This is a genomic window from Novipirellula artificiosorum (genome assembly GCF_007860135.1).
GTDB classification, from domain to species: domain Bacteria; phylum Planctomycetota; class Planctomycetia; order Pirellulales; family Pirellulaceae; genus Novipirellula_A; species Novipirellula_A artificiosorum.
The window spans coordinates 115,694-135,131 of record NZ_SJPV01000007.1 but is presented as its reverse complement, the minus strand read 5'-3'; the positions used below and the strand labels follow the sequence as shown (position 1 = coordinate 135,131).

Here is a 19,438-nt window from a genome sequence, read left to right as displayed (position 1 = left end):
CGCTTTAGCGTTTCTGGACTTCACCATGAACGAGTTGTTTGGGCTGCCGGCCGTGTCGATTTTGCTGTTTGTTCTCGCCGGCGTTCTCATTGGCCACCTGTTGTGGTATCGCGATACTTCCATCGAACGGCTGAAGATGCGACAGACCGAAGACCGCTATTTGAAGTCGCGTGGCGTTGTCCGTCAACGCAAACAGCAATTTACTCAAATGCAACATCAGTTGAGGGCCAAAGAAACGGAAGCCGAGGCCAAATCAGCGGACTACGACCGAATCACTCACCACAATCGCGAATTGCAGGAAGCGAGCGAAAAGCTCCAAGTTGTGGTCGAGGACCTCAGGCGCGAGTCCTCGGAAAGCAACAACGCCTTAGCCGAAGAACAGAAACGTAACGCGCTGCTTAAAACGCAACTACAGGAAGTGCTTCAGAAACGTAGCGAGGTTGAATCTGAACATCAAAAGGTGGTGAGCCAACTCACAAGTCGTGAAAACGAGTTCAAGCAGCTTCGTAGCAACCATGCCACTTCGAAGTCAGAAATTGAACAAGCAAAGGCTTCACTTGCCGAGCAACAATCGAGTTGGGAACGACGTTTTACCGAAGTCAATACCGGCCACAAACAGACCGTTGAGCAGTTCGAAGCGGAACTTGCAACTTGGAAGAAAGGACAGCATGATTCGGTCGCGGCCAATCGGCGTGTGCAGGAGGAATTGTCTGCGAGGATCAAAGACATCGCGAAACGCGACTCAGAGATCGAAAAACTGAGATCGCAACTCGAACAACTGCAAGAGAAATTAGCGGAGTCGACTCAGCAGGTCACGCAGCAACAACAACGATTCGATGGGCTTTCCAAGGACATCTTACAAAAACAGTCGCGTCTCGAAGCCCTTGCCAACCAATCGAAGCAATTGAACACCCAGCTACAGCAAAGGACCACCGAGCTCGACGCCAAGGTAGCGAAGCTTGCTGAATACGAAGGACTGCTGCAAGAACGAAGCGAGCAGGTGTCTGAGTTGCAAACTCAATTGGAAGAGCTCAAACCTCTACAAGATGTTGTGACGGACAAACAGAGTGAACTGGTTCAATTGCAGCAGCGGCTAACAACGACCGCGTCCGAAATCATCACCGTCACCGAAGCATCGCAGCGAAAGGATGAAGAGATTGCTGCGCTGCTCGATCGACTCACCGCTGCGGAAGAGACAGGAAAAACGCTTCATTCCAATCTATCGAAGATGCAGAAGGAATTGGAAGCGGCCAAAACAGAGGTCGATCAAGCCAACGACCGGATGAGCATCCTGTCTAACGAAAACGCCAAGCAACAAGAGAGTAGCCAAGCCAAAGCATCCGAACTGGAGAGCATGACAGAGACCTCTCAACGTAAGGATGCAGAAATAGCCGAACTCCATAGTCGACTGACCGCTGCGAAAGAATCGGGACAGACACTTCATTCCAATATATCGCAATTGCAAACCGAACTGGAAACGAGAAAAACCGAGCTCGATCAAGCGAAAGAGCAGATAAGCGTGATGTCCGACGACTATGCGAAGTTACAAGAGAAAAGCAATGCGAGAGCATCTGAACTGGAACGCATGACGGAAGCCTCCGTAAGCAACGACGCAGAGATGGCCGAACTTCTTACTCGACTCACCGCTGCGGAAGAAACGGGGCAATCACTCCAAACCAATCTATCGCAATTGCAAACGGAATTGGAATCGGCAAAATCACAGATTGACCAATCGAAAGATCGGGTCCATCAATTGTCCAGCGAGAACGAACAGCTTCGCGAAAGCGGTAAGTCTAAACATGATAAGCTGCAGGAAATGCAAGCGAGCGTTGCCGAATTGAGCAAGGCCGCCGAAGAACTGACCCGAACCAAACAAGTCGTTGCCGTCCAACGCAACCAGATACAAGAATTTGAGACCGCCGCCTCGGACACGCTGAGTGAGGTGGAACGGTTGAGTGTCTTGGTCGCGGAAATCGCCCCCCTTCGCGAACAACTTGAATCAAGCCGCACCGAGGTCGAAAACCTGCGAAAGGTCAGCGACCAGCGTCGAATTCAGGTTTCCAGCCAGAATGCGAAGGTGCAACAACTGGAGACGGAGCTGAAGGAATTGTCGCAGACGCGCCTGCAACTTCAACAGCGGCTCGACCAATCGCAACAGCACCTTGAAACGCTCAAGCAAGATCATCAAGCGGCGATCGAAAGCCGGGACCAATTTGAGTCACAGTGGATCGCCGCGAAGCAGACCATCACCGAGAACGGACTCGCAGCCGACCGAATGCAGCAGGAAACGACGGAGCTGAAAGAGAAACTCGGTGCGGCAAATCAACATCTGGGTGAATCCCAATCTCGCATCGAAGAACAGCAACAAATCGTTGCGAAACTGCAATCTCAGCTTACTGCACTCGAAGCATTGCGACCCGAACTCGACCAACTGCGTCCCGAGAACCAATCGCTGAAGGATCGAACGGCCGAGCTATTGAAGCATCTTCAACGAGTTCGTGCCGAACTCGAGGACAGTCTCGATGCCAACGCGAAAACGGGAAATCGAATTCGCGATCTTGAAAACCAATTGCATGCCCAAGCCGAAAAGATCCGTGATCTGAGGCGAACGCGCGCGGCCATGCCCGACGCGATCGACAACGACCAAACGGATGGCAAGGCCGCAACAAAGCGTGCCGCGTAGGAGTGATTAGGGACGTGCTGTGAACAGCTCGCTGATCGGCATGCAACGTGCTCGTTCGGATGATTCGCCGCTAAGATGCAACGCGGCCCCATCGTCAACCAGACTCATCTTGTCTCGTATTCGCCACCAAGCCGTGATCTCTCGCGGCAGCACGGTCCAGCAATCGGACTGTTCGGCAAGGAAGTCGAGGAATTGGCGGTAGACATCAATCCGCTGCGGCGAATCAAGATAATCCGGATGGGTGATCAACATCGCCATCCCCGCGAGCTCCCTAAGAAACTGAAACTTCTTGATCCAGATGCCCGGTGTCGTTTCGCCGAGTGAAACCAGTAGCGTGTGGTCTTGAGGCAGTGTGTAGGGAAGCTCCACAAACTTGCCAGCAATAAAGGGCCAGACACCACCGACCCCACCCGGCATCGCCTGAAACGGGTCGACATCAAAACAAGAAGCGTCGTAGTCGATGTCCAGCCCCTGCAACCACTCGAGATTGCGGTGAACCATCGGGGAACGAAATCCCACGCTGCCGTACTTGGCAATCGCATCGTTGATGGGACCGCTGCGACGATCAAACATTCGCCGAGACTCATACAATCGCCCATCGTGGTTGTAGCCCTGGACTCCGATCTCGTGACCACGCTGCTGCAGGTCACGAACAAACCCTAGATCAACTTTGTATTTGTAGGGAACGAGATTCCAGGAGGATCGAATGCCCACCTTTTCCTCCATGGCTGCCAAGCGATCCACTTTCGCCATCCCCTGCTTCGTTTCGACATCGTGTGTCATCGCGGCCGCCATCCGAAATCCATCGGGCCAGGGATGGATCACGCCCCCATCTGGCTCGGTCGCAATCGCGGCTCGGAAATCGTCGAGAAACTCCGTCGGCAGATACCACGATGGCGGCACTTCGATCGATTGATTCCGCCCCCGTTGAAGCCATTGCCGTACCGGAATGGGAATGAAACCTCGGAGTCGATAGTACAATTTGAACGTTGCCGACAAGTGAGCCTGATCGGCATCACGACCAAGGTGCTCGTTCAATAGGTCACCGACAGGACCGCCAAACGCGAATCGGATGGGTGGTAAAACTGCAGGCCCCTTCTCAACGGGAACTACAACCGAGTCGTTCATCTACCAAATGCCTTACCTAGGATATTCCGATTGAACCATGAACCCATTCTAGCGCTGTCCAACAAGGCACTGGATAAGGATTCTAAGCAGAACGACAAACTCGTGATTTTGAATCGACACCACTAAACCCGCGCAGCAATCGCTTGATTTGGGCCGTTCATCAACTACTATAATCCCTGGGTTCGCCGTGTCTAGGTTAGGGTGCCAGCGGAACGTAGAGTCGGCACACCTGTGGATCGCACAAAGCAGGTACGATGCAATTGGCTCCCCGCCCCGCTGAACAAAGAAAACGGAACCAATGGACGCTCGAATCAACGCCATGACTCTTGCTGTGTCTTCAACCTTCACAGCGGAGCCCATTTGCCTGCCACTTTCGGTTTGGCTGCGAGAGCTCCATGAACCTTTTGAGATCAAGTTTTCGCCTTACGGCCAGGTTTTACAGTCGCTCATTGACCCTCGCAGCGTCCTGATTCGCGACGGTAAAGGTTTCAATGTTTTGCTGATTCGCCTGCAAGACTGGACCACTTCTTCCAGTGCAGGACTGGCCGACCGCGGACGTGAATTGAGTCATGCCGCCAAGGCATTTGCCAGACAGAGCGCAAGCCCTACATTGATCTGTTTTTGTCCGAGTTCGCCTGACATCCATGACAGCTTATTGGAGCGGACGGGGACGGTCGAGCAGCAGCTGATCAGCGATCTGTCGAGCGTCTCCGGCATCTATGTGATTCCTTCTTCGGAGTTGATGAGCACCTATCCGGTCGGTGACTATTTCGACAAAACAACCTATCGTACCGCCCATATCCCCTACTCCCGAGCTTTCTTTATCGCCTTGGGCACGATGGTCGCCCGACGTCTCCATGCCATACGACGCCGTCCTACGAAAGTCATCGTACTTGATTGCGACAACACGCTTTGGCACGGAGCATGCGGGGAACTCGGAAGTCAAGGCGTATGTGTTGACAAGCCGTTTGAAGCACTCCAAAGCCGGATGATTCAATTGCGAGAACAAGGCGTCCTTTTGGCGTTATGCAGCAAGAATCGCGAGCAGGATGTCTGGGATGTTTTTGATCACAACCAATCGATGCTGCTCCGCCAGGAACAGATTGCTGCGGCCGAGATCAACTGGAATCCAAAATCAAAAAACCTTCGAAGCATAGCTCAAAAACTAGGACTTGGGCTCGAGAGTCTGATACTACTCGATGACAATCCGATTGAAATTGCCGAAGTTCGCTCCAATTGTCCGTCCGTGTTGGCGTTGCAGTTACCTTCACCTAGTGAGATCCCAGCGTTCCTTGATCATGTCTGGGCTCTCGATCGCCCTAAGATAACCGAGGACGATTTACAACGCGCGGAAAGCTACCGCATCGAATCGAGTAGACGCGAAGCTCGCCAAGCTTCGGTTTCGATGAGGCAATTCCTAACGGATTTGGAATTACAGGTGCGGTTCTTGGAGTTGGACGAAGTCCATCTGGAACGTGTCTCTCAATTGACCCAGCGCACCAATCAGTTCAATTGCTCGTTGATTCGCCGAACCAGTTCCGAGCTTCGTCATTTTCTGTTGCAGCCGAATCATTTTGGATTCGCATTCGAGGTGTCGGACAAGTTTGGCGACTATGGTTTGGTCGGCGTCAATCTTTGCCACCAACAAGACCGAAACCTGCGGGTCGATACGTTTCTGCTCAGTTGCCGTGCTCTCGGCCGGGGAGTCGAGCATCAGATGCTCCGACATCTCGGTTCGCTGGCAAATCGCTTGAATCTGGGCGAAGTGATCATCCCTTTCGTGCAAGGGGAGCGAAACGAACCCGCGGCAGCATTCTTTGCAACGCTGGGTAAACCGTTTGCGTCGGAGCGAGGCGACGAAGTCGAATACCGCTTCCCCTCTGCGAGGCTGTTGCAGATCGACCCCCTGTCGGCTGCCGATGGCGCGGATGCAAAAAACGAAGCCGCTGAGACAGATTCCGCAAGCCACGAAACGGAGGCCATCCAGGCTGATTCGGTGATTCTTAACCGCATCGCGACCGAGTTCCAATCGGTCGAACCGATCCTAAAGCATCTTGCAACGCACGCGGCGCCTCGACCTGACCTGAGCGAATCCTACATTGCGGCAGTGAATGCCGTCGAAATTGAGTTATCGAAGATCGGTTGCGAAATCCTTCATCTGAAACAGGTAGGGGTAAACGATTCGCTTCATGACCTTGGCGCAACCTCTTTGCACATCGTTCAGATCCACAGCCAGATCATCACGCGACTCGGCGTCGAAATTCCGATTACCGAACTCTATGCGCTGGCGACAATCCGCGAGATTGCAGAACGCCTATCAGGTATCGACCAAGCTAACGCCCTTCCACCGAGGTCTCAGCAACCGATGACCATACGCAGCCAAGATCAAATCGACTGCAGCGATGGGATTGCAGTGATTGGAATGTCGGGGCGATTCCCTGGCGCGGACGATGTGTCTCAGTTTTGGAAAAACTTGTTGAAGGGTGTCAACTCAATCAAGGAGCTTTCCGAGGAGGAGCTCAACCTGCCGTCCGACAGTCCGTTGCGACAACATCCAGGCTTGGTGCGCAAAGCTGCAACGGTAAACGACGCCGACAAGTTTGATTCCCGGTTCTTCGGAATCTTCCCCAAAGAAGCACAGGTGATGGATCCTCAGCACCGCTTGATGCTCGAGTGTAGCTGGCATGCCCTGGAAGACGCGGGCTATTGTCCCGACGCCATCAAGGCATCCGTCGGAGTCTTTGCTGGCTGCTACATGAACACGTACACGCTCGCCAGTCTTGCAAGCAACCCTGCTTTGCTTGAGAGTTTGGCCAATTCGTTCCACGGTGGTGACCTGCTGATCGAGCTGGGGAACGACAAAGACTACTTGGCAACACGAGTATCGTTTCTCTTGAATCTTCGCGGACCAAGTTTGACGATCCAGACTGCTTGCTCAACATCGCTAGTCGCAACCGTGCAAGCTTGCCTAGCGCTGCAGTCACATCAATGCGACATGGCGCTTGCCGGCGGCTCCACCTTAAAATTCCCGCAAAAGCGTGGCTACCTCTACAGTGATGGTGGCATGGTCTCGCCGGATGGTGTTTGCCGAACCTTTGACGCGGACGCGCGGGGGACCGTGTTTGGCGAAGGTGTTGGAGTGGTTGTCCTCAAGCGAGTGGAGGATGCTGTGGCCGATGGGGACGACATCTACGGCGTGATCCGAGGATGGGGAATCAATAACGACGGACACTCCAAAATGGGCTACACCGCGCCGAGCGTCGAAGGCCAGTCGGCGGCCATTCGCATGGCTCATCAACAGGCCGGCATCACAGCCGATTCGATCACCTACATCGAAGCGCACGGAACGGGCACAGCCCTGGGGGACCCGATCGAAGTCGATTCCTTGACCAAAGCGTTTCGAGACACGACCGATGGCAAGCAGTTCTGTGCGATCGGTTCCCTCAAATCGAACATCGGGCACCTTGATGTTGCCGCGGGAGTGACAGGCATTATCAAGATTTGCCAGTCGCTGCGTCATGAGGTCATTCCACCCAGTTTGAATTTCAAACGACCCAATCCCAACATCGATTTTGAGAACAGTCCGTTCTATGTCGTCACGAAGCGACAGGATTGGAAGCGGGGAACCGCACCTCGACGGGCGGGCTTGAGTTCGTTCGGCGTCGGAGGAACCAACGCGCACATCGTTGTTGAAGAGGCGCCAAACACGAGTCCGTCAGCCTCACCGATCGGCCCACAGTTGATTGTGCTGTCGGCACGAAGTCAGCATGCACTCGACCAAATGACCACGGACTTAGCCGATTGCTTGACGGAACAGCCGGATCTGAACCTTGCTGACGTTGCCTACACACTCCAAGTCGGACGAAAAACTCAAAACTACTCTCGTATCGCCGTCGCCGATTCTCTCGATGACGCTCGACAATCATTAGTGGAGCGAAAGAGCGGTTCGGTGTTTACAGCCCATCAAGTCCGTCGCGGAGTCCCCATCGCTTTCATGTTCCCTGGTCAAGGAGCTCAGCACGTCAACATGGCGCGAGGTCTCTATGAAACAGATCCTCTCTTCCGGGGATATTTTGACGACTGCTGTGAGCTGCTCGCACCGCACTTGGAATTTGACCTGAAGGAAAAGATCTTTGTCGAAGAGAGCGAGTCAGCAAGGACGCAATTGAACCAAACGACAATCGCTCAGCCAGCGATCTTTGCCGTTTCCTACTCCATCGCGAAGCGATTGGAGGATCTTGGCATCGTACCGGATCGAATGATTGGACATAGTGTCGGAGAATTCGTTGCGGCTTGCCTGGCGGGCGTCTACTCCTTACCGGACGCGCTGCGGCTGATTGCTTTTCGAGCAAAAAGCATGCAGCAACTGCCTCCCGGTAGCATGTTAGCCGTCCGTGTTGCCGAGTCGGAGATCCTTGCTCGGATTGCCAACTCGGCTGTTGAGCTTGCGGCAATCAATGGACCGTCGTTGTGTGTTGTTGCGGGACCAACCGAAGCCATCGAACAACTTCAGCAACAACTTGACTCGGAAGAACTCCCTTGCCGTAGTTTACATACGTCCCATGCGTTTCATTCCGAAATGATGCAACCGGCGGTCGAACCAATGGCAGAAATGCTGAAGTCCATTCCCCTTAGCGAACCGACCATTCCCATCATTTCCTCCGTGACGGGCCAATTGCTAACCGCCCAACAGGCAACCGACCCGAATTACTGGGCGCTACACCTTAGAAAAACGGTTCGATTCACCGACGCGATGGAGGAATTGCTCACGCAAGGTGACAGTTCACTGCTGGAGGTGGGAGCAGGGCAAACGCTGAGTACGCTCGCTCGCCAACATCCCTCCTTCCCTTCCGGTCGCACAGCATTGTCGTCGCTTCCCCATGCAAAAGCATCGGACGCTTCAGCACGCCATTTCGTTACGACGCTCGGGCGACTATGGCTAGCCGGAACCGATCTCGATTGGGCATCGCTCCATAGTGAGTCACGAAACAGTGAGTCGCAACCAAGACACGTGCGTAGGAGGCGAGTGCACCTGCCAACTTACCGCTTTGAACGAAAACGGTTCTGGTTTGACGAAACGAAACCGGAGCCACCACCCGTTCCATCCGCTCACAGCGGCACCCTCCGAGTACAATCACGTTCGCAAGAAGCACCCAGTGTCGAAGCACCCAGTGTCGAAGCACCCAGTGTCGAAGCCCCAAGTGTCGAAGCCCCAAGTGTCGAGGAGAAGCGATCTGCTGCGGAACTCTCCGCAAACCAGATCAGCGCGGCGACGGGTCCGAACCAAGGCCAGGATGAAGTGGTCGAGCACGTGATTCGTCAGCAGTTGCAACTGATGCAACAACAATTGCGGACATGGAATCCTTGAACGGCCCTCTGTCCGGTCCTGCACCAAGCCTTTTTTCCGCTTGAACCCCAAAAGCAAGAGTTGATCCAGATGCCTTCCCCCTCCCTAACGCTTCGTTCTGGCCTCATTGCAAAGCTAAGCGTATGCATCATCGTCCTTCTTTGCCTTGCACATGTCACTGCCCATTTGCTCGCGGCGAACCTGGGCGACAGCAAGTATACCGAACAGCTTGTTGAATGGTTTGGACTCGACGAGGAGGGAAACTTTCCGGCGTTTTTCTCAAGTGTGCTATTGCTCGTCGCGAGCTGTCAGTTCGCCGTGATTCATGCTTTGTATCTGACTTCGCAGAGTAGAGCGTTGTCCGATCGCAAGTCGAGCTTCTTATCAAAACACTGGCTCATTCTCTCCGCAGTTTTTCTTTTCCTGACGCTGGACGAGGCCGTACAAATCCACGAGATGTTTGATAACCAGTCCCTGCTTTCGTTCATGAACACGAGCGGATTGTTGGCTTGGCCCTGGGTCATTGTTTATGGCGTCTTGGTCGCTGTCTTTGTCCTCTTCTTCTTCCGATTTTGGCTTGCACTGACACCTCGCTATCGCCGCTTGAGTTTCATTGCGGCTTCGATGTATGTTGCCGGAGCGATTGGTGGTGAGATGATTGGTGCGGCGGTCTATACCAGTGGACAGGGTAAGTCCGTGAGCTATTTCTTGATCTACACCCTAGAGGAAGTATTGGAAATGCTGGCGATCACGCTGTTGATCTATGCAAACAATCTCTTCATCTCCAAGGAGTTTCCACCGCCAACCCTCAAAATCCTTGCCTAGCCCGGATGATTCGCGGCGCAGGTTGGTGTCCCGCTTTTCTAGCGTCCAGCTTGGGAGTTCACGCACAACCACGAAGTGGTTAAAGTCATTAGCCGAGGGTAAGTTTGGTGAGCCCAAGCGAACCAAACGCCACCCGCGGAAAGCAAAGGCCCACGCGAATCCCCCCCCACGTTGCCAGACTTCGACGGCAAAGCCGCCGAAGTCTGGCAACGTGGGGAAGCCTGTTTTCGTCCGATTTCCAGTGGTATCTCCAACTCGCTGGTGGCTCGTTGGATCAACCACCGGCTAATGGCTTTTACCACTTCGTGGTCGCTGCTACCGATAGGTCCTTAGCTCGACACTCTTCTTAGGCGGCGGTTGAGAAAGGCGAGTGCACTTCTGTGCACCATCGTGCGCAGGCTGTTTTTCGGATCATTGCCGTAAACCGCTCCCGGGCAATTATTTACGGTGCGTTTTCATGAAGTCATGACGACTACGGGCTAGCCCGAATTCGCCAGCCTGTGCACTTGGAAGTAGACGCAACCGGGACGCGGAGTACACTATAGTGTTCACACCCTAAATGCCTGTTCCGAGGATGGTTCTTTCGCTGCTTTCCGAGGCGAAGATGCAAGATTCAAAGCGCAGGGACGGATCAATGAGAGGCAGCGAATGAGCGACCAGACTGTGAACGAAAGTATACTTATCGAGTCTGCGGAATCGGCGATTGGGAAACTGCTGAGCGAGGCGTCTGGTTTTGAGCTGAGTGAACTTGATCGGCAAGCCTCATTTCCGGAACTGGGGCTCGATTCACTGTTTCTCGTTCAGTTCAGCCAGAAAATCAAGAGCCAGCTGAGGGTGAAGGTAACGTTCCGCCAGCTGCTTGAGGAAATCCCATCGATCAGTGCCCTCGTGGAACATGTGGCAAAGCACCTCCCCGACGATTTGGTCTCTCAAGGTTCCCTCGCAACGGACGTGTCGGACTCCGTTGGTGACACGTCCCAGACTTCAACTGGCGCCATTCCAGCGGCTGAGGCAGAGGGAAGTGTAAGGGTGGATCCGCCACCAACGGCGACGTCGCCCTCCCCGTTCACGGCGGAGCCGGTCGCTCAACCGCCTCAAGCGGACACCGCCACCTCGCTGGGCGCCACCATCGAGCCCGTTTCACTGCCAGCTATGCATCAGGCACCCGTTGACGCGGCATCCTCGGTATCAACGGACAGGGCCGGATTGGCGGCAATCATCTCTCAGCAAAATGAGTTGATGAGCCTGCAACTGCAACTTCTGGCCGAGTCAAGGCGAACCACTCCGAACTCGTCGCCGGTCAACGCGCCCCGGACTCAAACGACGGCATCCGCGCCATCTGCTCAAACCGCGACACCAAGCGAACTTCACGTTCCGGATGGCGATCAGCGGTCAGCCGAGAGCAGTAAGACTTCGAGCCAACCGGAAAGACCGGTTGCTGAGAAGGCAACGCTCGAAACCAAGCAACCACGAACGCTTGAGCGATTTGGTCCCTATAAACCTGTCCGCCGAGCCGCAGACGGTGGACTGACCGATCGCCAGCAACAGCATCTTGACACCCTGATCGCTCGGTTCACTCGGCGCACCGCAAAGTCACGTGCCCACGCGCAGCAGCATCGCCCGCACTTTGCCGATCCTCGAGGTGTCGCTGGCTATCGACGCATTTGGAAGTCGATCGTCTATCAGATTGCCGTCGATCGGTCGAGGGGCAGCAAGCTTTGGGATATCGATGGAAACGAGTACATTGATATCGCAATGGGCTTTGGATTGAATCTATTCGGACAATCCCCCGACTTCATCACCGAGGCCGTTGCCGAGCAACTAAAAATGGGGGTCGAGGTTGGACCGCAATCTCCGTTGGCGGGAGAGGTTGCTCAGTTGTTATGTGACTTTTCGCGAAAGAGGCGCGTTTCTTTTTGCAATACCGGATCCGAAGCGGTGATGGCAGCAATGCGACTCGCAAGAACGGTGACCGGAAAATCGAAGATTGTCTTCTTCAATAAAGACTATCACGGCAATTTTGACCAAGTCTTGGTTCGCTCCATTCAAATGGGCCAACAACGTCGCTCCCAACCCGCAGCGCCGGGAGTTCCACAGGCGTTGGCGGATCTTACGATGGTTCTCGATTACGGAACGGACGAGGCGCTCGAAGCCATTCGGAACCATGCGGATGACATTGCTGCGGTGTTGGTCGAACCGGTTCAAAGCGCCAACCCGTTCATGCAGCCCAGCGAGTTCTTGCATGAAGTGCGTCGCATCACGAAGGAAAAGCAGATCGCCCTGGTCATGGACGAAGTGATCACCGGGTTCCGAGCCGCCCCCGGCGGCGCTCAAGAGTGGTTTGGCGTCTGGGGAGACATGGCAACCTATGGAAAGGTGCTCGGTGGAGGCTTGCCGATCGGGGCCTTAGCCGGTTCCTCTGAATACATGGATGCACTTGATGGAGGCGATTGGCGTTATGAAGACGATTCCGAACCGACCGCCGATATGACGTTCTTTGCCGGAACGTTCGTCCGTCACCCGTTGGCAATGACGGCCGCACACCAGGTGTTGATGAAGGTCAAGGAGGCAGGACCGGAGTTGCAACAAGGCCTGACCGAGAAGACAACCTATCTGGTCAATTCGCTCAATGCTTTTTTTGAAAAAGAGCAGTATCCTTTTCGAGTTGCGCAGTTTACGTCGTTGTTTCGTTTCATGTTTCCGCCCGCAGTCGAGTATGCAGACCTGCTGTACTTCCATCTCTTAGACCGTGGAATCTTCACGCGTGGATGGGGTGATAACTGTTTTCTTTCCACAGCACACAGTGACGAGGACATCGATCGGATTATCCAAGCGGTGAAGGATAGTTGCAACGAAATTCGACAGGGCGGTTTCTTGCCGGACGCGGAGGAAGTCGAACCTGTAGGGCACTCGGCACGTAACGACACTCAACGAAAAAAAAAACTCACTAGGTTTCCGCTAACGGAAGCTCAGCTTGAGATCTGGGTGACGTCTCAAATGGGAGACAAGGCCTCATGTTCCTACAACGAACCGTTCTTCGTTCGATTCCGGGGCAGCCTGGATGCGGATCGTTTGTGTGATGCGATTCAGACCGTCGTTTCGCGGCATGGTGAACTCCATGTTCGCTTTGACACCCATGGCTCGTATCAGGAATCACGCCCGCCTCAGCCCATTGCGATCGACCGGCAAGACCTGCGACATGACTCGAGTCAGCAACGGGAGCAGGCTCTCGCGGCCACGGCAAAACACTTCGGTTCGTCACCTTTCGACTTGTCCGCGGGGCCATTAATCCGGTTGCAGCTGGTCACCGTGAAGAACGATGAGCACCTACTCTTCTTTTCCGCGCATCATCTCGTCAGTGATGGATGGTCGACCAATCTGATGCTTGGCGAAATTGCCGAGGTCTATACCGCCACGCTCGAGGAACGCCCCCCCGAATTACCCGAAGCAGCCGAGTTCTGCGACTACGTTGCCAGAGAAGCTTCCGAGCAGGCGTCAGTCGATGTGGCGGTCTCCTATTGGAAAGACCAATTCCGTGACTTGCCAGAACCGCTTGAATTGCCATCGGATCGCCCCCGTCCGGCGATCAAAAGCTTCGCCGGCAGCACGTTCATCCACCGTTTCTCGCCCGATGTCTACCAAGCGACAAAGAAAGTCGCAGCGGAAAATAAGGTCACGCTATTCTCGATCACGCTCTCTGCATTGAACGTCCTCCTCGCAAGACTCTCGGGACAGCAGGACATCGTGGTCACCATCCCAACCGCTGGGCAACTCGCGGCGGAAAACCCATGCCTCGTCGGACACTGCGTGAATCTATTACCGATTCGCTCGCAAATCAGTTTTCGCGATTCCTTTGAAACTCTCGTCGCTTCCACCCAAACTCGCGTTCTCGATGCGTATGATCATCAAGAGTGCACGCTGGGAAGAATTGTTCGCGAATTGCGAGTTCCTCGCGATGCCAGCCGGTTGGCGCTAACGGAGATCAACTTCAATCTCGACCGTGATGGCGAAGGACTTGAGTTTCCTGAACTGGAGGTCGAGGTTTCTCAAACCGTCAAGACCACTTCGACCTTCGATCTGTTCTTTAATCTCAATGAAACCAAACAGGGACTGGAGCTTTACCTCGACTACAACTCGGACCTGTATGAGGAAGAAACAATCCGTCGCTGGGTGGGGCACTACGAAACCCTGCTGCGTGGAATCGCGGACCATCCAACTCAAGCCCTTGGTGACTTGCCCATTCTGAACGAACAAGAACGCAAGCAGATACTTGTTGATTGGAATGCAACGTCGGCCCCCTACCCCGAACAATGTCGCGTGGAAGAGCTTTTCGAAAAGCAAGTTAAGATAACACCCACGCGCGTCGCGGCTATTTTTGATAATGAAACGCTGACCTATGCGGAGTTGGATGGTCGCGCCAACAACCTTGCCCAATCCATTTTGGACCATGGATTGACCCCCGAAGAACCCGTTGGACTGTGCATTGAACGATCGCTGGACATGGTGGTCGCCGTACTTGCCATCCTCAAGGCGGGTGGTTGCTTCACTCCGATCGACCCGGACTTTCCAGACGACCGCATTCGTTTGATGATCGCAGACTCCGGTATACGGCTACTGGTCTCGCAACCTGAACTGTTATCGAGATTCGGCAGCGCACCGCTGGCGACGCTCTGCGTTGAAGCAGGGAACACGCTTGCGAAGAAGCCAGGAACCGTCAAGCTAACCGCTTCTCAGACCGCCTATACCATCTACACGTCTGGCTCAACAGGACAACCGAAAGGGGTTCAGTTGACTCACCGCAACCTCGTCAACTTGCTCACTTCGATCTCGCGAGATCCCGGCTTTACGGATCAAGACACGATGCTGGCGGTCACGACCTTGTCTTTTGACATCGCGATGGCAGAGCTGTTTCTCCCCTTGGTTAACGGCGGCAAGCTCGTGATTGCCAACCAAGACGCTGCCACGGACGGTGATCAATTGCTACGGCTATTGCGTGATTGTCAGCCCACGTTCATGCAACCGACTCCAGCGACATGGAAAATGCTGCTGCATGCAGGCTGGTCGGGAAGCGAAGGTTTGAAGATCATCTCTACCGGTGAGGAATTGCCGCGGGATTTGGCCAAAAAACTGATCGGCAAAGGTGCCGGGCTCTGGAATCTCTACGGCCCGAGCGAAACGACAATCTGGTCCACCCGATGTCGCATCGAAGATGCAGACCTGCCAATATCGATTGGACGTCCCATCGCCAACACGCAAGCCTACATCCTGGACCATGACCAGAACCCCGTTCCGATCGGTATTCCTGGTGAGCTGCATCTCGGCGGTGCCGGGCTCGCAAAAGGCTATTTGAATCGACCCGAGCTGACCAACGATCGGTTCATCCCCAATCCATTCTCCGACGATCCAGCAGAGCGACTGTACCGCACAGGTGACTTGACCAAATTTCGACCTACGGGTGAGATTGATTGCTTAGGGAGAATCGACAATCAGATCAAGCTTCGAGGTTATCGGATTGAACTCGAAGAAATCGAATCGTTACTCGCTGATAACCCGGCCATTCTTGAAGGGGTCGTCGTACCGAAGGAATTTGGGGTCGATGACCAAAGGCTGGTCGCCTACGTGATCGTCCGAGCTGGCCAAAAACTCGATCCGAACGCGGTGAAGGCGGTACTTCGATCGAAGCTTCCTGATTACATGATCCCCAGCTTCGTGGTGCCCCGTTCGCAGCTTCCACTGACGCCCAATGGTAAGGTCGATCGTCGAGCACTCGCCACCGAGCCAGTCGCGGAATTGTCGGTCGAGCATCACTCCGATGACAAGCCTTTAGAACCAGCGAGGAATGACGTTGAAGTGTTTTTGGTCAAGCTGTGGGAAAAGCTGCTTACCATTCACCCCATTGGAGTCCACGACAATTTCTTCGATCTCGGGGGCCATTCACTACTGGCACTCCGAATGATCGCCGAGGTTGAGCGTGTCTATGGCGTGCGTTTGCCGCTTGCCTCTTTGTTACAGGCTCCAACGATTCGAGCGTTGGCTGAATCGGCGCAAGACGGCTGGAAACCCAACTGGGACTCACTGGTGCCGATTCAAGACGGTAACGATAAGTTGCCCCCACTTTTCTTCATTCATGCGGCTCACGGTAACGTTTTGCTGTACCGGGAACTGGCCATCCGCCTCGGGAAAGAGCGTCCAATCTATGGGTTGCAGGCACGGGGACTCAATGGCGAGGCTGAGGTTCATACAACCGTCCAAGAAATGGCGACAGACTATCTGAAGGAGATTCGCAAAGTCCAGCCCCAAGGTCCGTACCATCTCGGCGGGTATTGTTTGGGCGGTACCATCGCGTACGAGATATCACAGCAATTGTCGAAAGAGGGTGAAGCGATTGATCTGCTTGCGTTGTTCGACACCACGAGCCAGCAGTTCAAAGAAACGTTGTGGACATCATCTTACCGGCGAATCCAAAACATTGGCTTCCATGCTGCCAATTTGGTCAGGCGGGGACCACGTGGAGCCTACCCCTTTGTGCTGGGAAAACTGGTTGAGCTACGAAGTCGGTTCTCGCGTCGTTGGGCCGTCGGCGTGACCAAGCTTGCTCATGCAACAAGAATTCGAAAAAAACCTCCCCTGCAATTATTGGAAAAAATCAACGATCAAGCAAACGATCGATATGTCCATCAGCCCTATTCGGGAAGGGTGACCATCTTCAAACCGCGAAAAGCCTACAGCGGCTACGACGATCCTACGTTGGGATGGGGCAATGGTCTGGTGCAGGACCTCGACGTCGTTGAACTTGACGTCTATCCTGCGGGTATGCTGATGGAACCCTACGTTGAAGAATTGGCTATCGAAATCCAACGTCGGCTGAGCCAGCGACCATGATCCAATCGAATGGCCACACGGCTTCTGCAAGTCCCATCGAACCGGCGCGAGATCAACAGGGTTCACTTGAATGTGTCACGACGGACCAGTGGCAGGAGTTTGTTGATTCCAGAAGTGAAAGTACCGCATTTCACCATGGTCGCTGGCTGAAACTACTGCAACAGCATTATGGGTTTCCCTTGCGCATCTATGCGTGGAAGCAGGCTGGTGAGGTTGTGGCGGGTTTACCATTCTTGGAAACAAGGACGCTGTTTGGCAAGAAAATGCTCATTTCGCTCCCCTTCAGTGACAATCTCCGAGCATTGGGAAAAGACGTAACCAGCCTATCAGGCCTGCGTCAGGGACTCCAGACGACGAACTTCGGGCGACATGTCTGTGTGCTCAACAAAACGGACGCGCCATTGGGATTTTGTTGCACGCCAAGCGGCCTTGTACGCCACGAACTGAATCTAACCCGATCAGCGACGGACATTGAATCTGGCTATCCCCGCAGCCTTGCCCAAAATCTTCGCAAGGCCTACAAAGCCAACCTGCAATTCAAGATCCGCAACGACGCCGAGGCTCTTGAAATTTTCTATCGATTGCACATCAAAACACGCCGTAAGCATGGGATACCGGTTCAGTCCTGCCGCTTTTTTTCACGTTTGCACCAACAAATGATCGTCGGCGGACTCGGCTTTATTGCAACGGCCTCACATTGCGGGCACGTGGTTGCTGCGGGCGTTTTCTTACCGTATCAACAAACGCTGCTCTACAAATACGCTGCCTCCGACGGCGCCGCCCTTGACCTTCGCCCCAATGACTTTCTGGTACATCATGTGATGAAGTACGGCGTGGAATCCCCCATGACAAAACTCGACTTTGGCACCTCTCGCGAAATCGAAATTGGACTGCGGCGATTCAAGCAAAAGTGGGGTGCGATCGAGAGCACGATCTACAATGATTGCTTAACGGGACGTATTGCTTCGGATCAAGGGGATTCCTCTGCGATGTCGATTGCCCGAGCGGTGATTCGAAACAGCCCTTCGATTGCCTGTCGGGCGGCAGGCAAACTGTTTTATCCCTTCAGTGCCTAACACCGCGAACTTCAAGCGGCTCAGCCTTCGGTGCTTGCACCCATCCTCGTTACACCCCGCATTATTCACCAACGAAGTTTGCGAAGCGCTTTCTGTTCGTCGGGGCGCTGCTCACGCAGTCACCGGTGATTTTGACCTGAATCTTTCCGCCCGGCGCGCGGTTCCCCTGTATTGCCTCAGCTGAATCTGGCCGGGCGCGCCCGGACAGATGAAGCCCTGATTTTCTCACTGCTGGTGGTACAGATTTTGGTAGCAGGTCAGTTAAGTGAGATACTTGCAAAGATCTCTCGAGATTCTCTTGATTGAATAGCCGTAGTATTCTTTGCATGTTTGACCAAAAACTGTTGGTGCATCGAGTGGATTACGGCTAAAATGCGTTGCAGAAGAAGAGGTCAGCTCCCGATGGTTTCCGGTTACCTACCGACCTACGCTGCAAATTGAGTTGGCAACGTGTGACACTTGCCTGGGTTTTCCGACTTCATTCTACAGATATCCGGAGTAGCAGGAAAAGACGTCTGAGCTCGACATGACAAGAGTTCAGTTTTCTGCAATAACCGAGATTCCAATCGCTCTTTTTTTTGAAGTCCCTTATTTCTCGGATGATTCTCTCCTGCTAGTTCTCAAACACTTTGCTCTACATTCAACATCATGAACCTACGGTCGATCTTAAAACAACCAGTGAAAATGGTTGTGAAAAAGCTATTTCCCCGTCGCTTTTGGCGATACAAGTTTAATTCCTTTTTGACTTCAAGTAGTAAAGACGAATTGCGTATCGTTTCTTTGCTATGTGAACCAAACAAGACGTCTGTCGATATTGGAGCTGATGCAGGCGTTTTTTCTGCTAACATGTTGCAAGTTTCACGCAACGTTATCGCCTTTGAACCGCGCCCCGCACAGGCCGATGAACTGAAAGCAATGTTCACGAGTGTTGGAGCCTCGGTGCGTGTTGAGCAAGTAGCGTTGTCTGACCACGAAGGGACCTCCGAAATGCGAGTCCTCATCAATGACCAAGGGCGAAGTACAATCGAGTCAGAAAACCGCTTGGATGATGAAGACAATAGCCCCAGGACAAAGCTGGTCGTTAATCTCCGCCGTCTCGATGACTATGCTCTAGACTCCGTCGGTTGTATTAAGATTGATGTAGAGGGACATGAGGTAGCTGTCCTGCGCGGCACACGCGAAACCATTGCCCGACATCGACCGAAGCTGTTAATTGAGTCCGAGAATCGGCACCGTGTTCATGCGGTTGACGACCTGAAAAATTTGCTCCATGAGCTGGATTATGAGGGATTTTTCTTGCTCGATGGTCAGCTACATAGCATCGACAAATTCAGTGTAGAGGAACACCAGGACGACCGAAACATCGGCAGTTGGAAAAGTGGTTGGGAACGACGCGGTGTCTATATCAATAACTTTCTATTTATTCCTAGAGAGCAATCCGCTGAAGTGGTTGAGGCTATGAATACTTTGTTTAGCCCTTAGTCGTGAATGCCTAAG

7 protein-coding genes are annotated in these 19,438 nt (G+C 53.7%); 6 read left to right on the top strand and 1 reads right to left on the bottom strand.

Annotation, left to right across the window (positions count from 1 at the left end; all coding sequences use genetic code 11):
* Window positions 1-25: 25 nt before the first annotated feature.
* Window positions 26-2,683 (top strand): coiled-coil domain-containing protein, encoded by a 2,658-nt coding sequence (locus Poly41_RS19310; protein WP_146528377.1) that lies wholly within the window; start codon window positions 26-28, stop codon window positions 2,681-2,683.
* A gap of 6 nt (window positions 2,684-2,689) precedes the next feature.
* Here the strand turns inward: Poly41_RS19310 and Poly41_RS19305 are convergent, their stop codons facing one another.
* Complete coding sequence (locus Poly41_RS19305; RefSeq protein WP_146528376.1) at window positions 2,690-3,811, bottom strand: polysaccharide deacetylase family protein; 1,122 nt, start codon at window positions 3,809-3,811, stop codon at window positions 2,690-2,692.
* Window positions 3,812-4,109: 298 nt separating this feature from the next.
* Between Poly41_RS19305 and Poly41_RS19300 the strand changes: the two genes are divergently transcribed.
* The 5 genes from Poly41_RS19300 to Poly41_RS19280 all read left to right on the top strand — a co-directional run bounded on the left by Poly41_RS19300 (window position 4,110) and on the right by Poly41_RS19280 (window position 19,423).
* On the top strand, window positions 4,110-9,179 hold the full coding sequence (locus tag Poly41_RS19300; protein WP_146528375.1) for a type I polyketide synthase: 5,070 nt from the start codon (window positions 4,110-4,112) through the stop codon (window positions 9,177-9,179).
* 69 nt (window positions 9,180-9,248) lie between these two features.
* A complete protein-coding gene (locus Poly41_RS19295) occupies window positions 9,249-9,983 on the top strand; it encodes a hypothetical protein (protein WP_146528374.1) in 735 nt (244 codons plus the stop codon).
* Window positions 9,984-10,631: 648 nt separating this feature from the next.
* Window positions 10,632-16,865, top strand: coding sequence for a non-ribosomal peptide synthetase (locus tag Poly41_RS19290; protein WP_146528373.1), 6,234 nt, complete (start codon window positions 10,632-10,634; stop codon window positions 16,863-16,865).
* Window positions 16,862-17,941 (top strand): lipid II:glycine glycyltransferase FemX, encoded by a 1,080-nt coding sequence (locus tag Poly41_RS19285; protein ID WP_146528372.1) that lies wholly within the window; start codon window positions 16,862-16,864, stop codon window positions 17,939-17,941. Before Poly41_RS19290 ends, Poly41_RS19285 begins: the two co-directional genes overlap by 4 nt.
* A gap of 690 nt (window positions 17,942-18,631) precedes the next feature.
* Window positions 18,632-19,423, top strand: a complete 792-nt coding sequence (locus Poly41_RS19280) for an FkbM family methyltransferase (RefSeq protein WP_231615781.1) — start codon at window positions 18,632-18,634, stop codon at window positions 19,421-19,423.
* The last annotated feature ends 15 nt before the right edge of the window (window positions 19,424-19,438 follow it).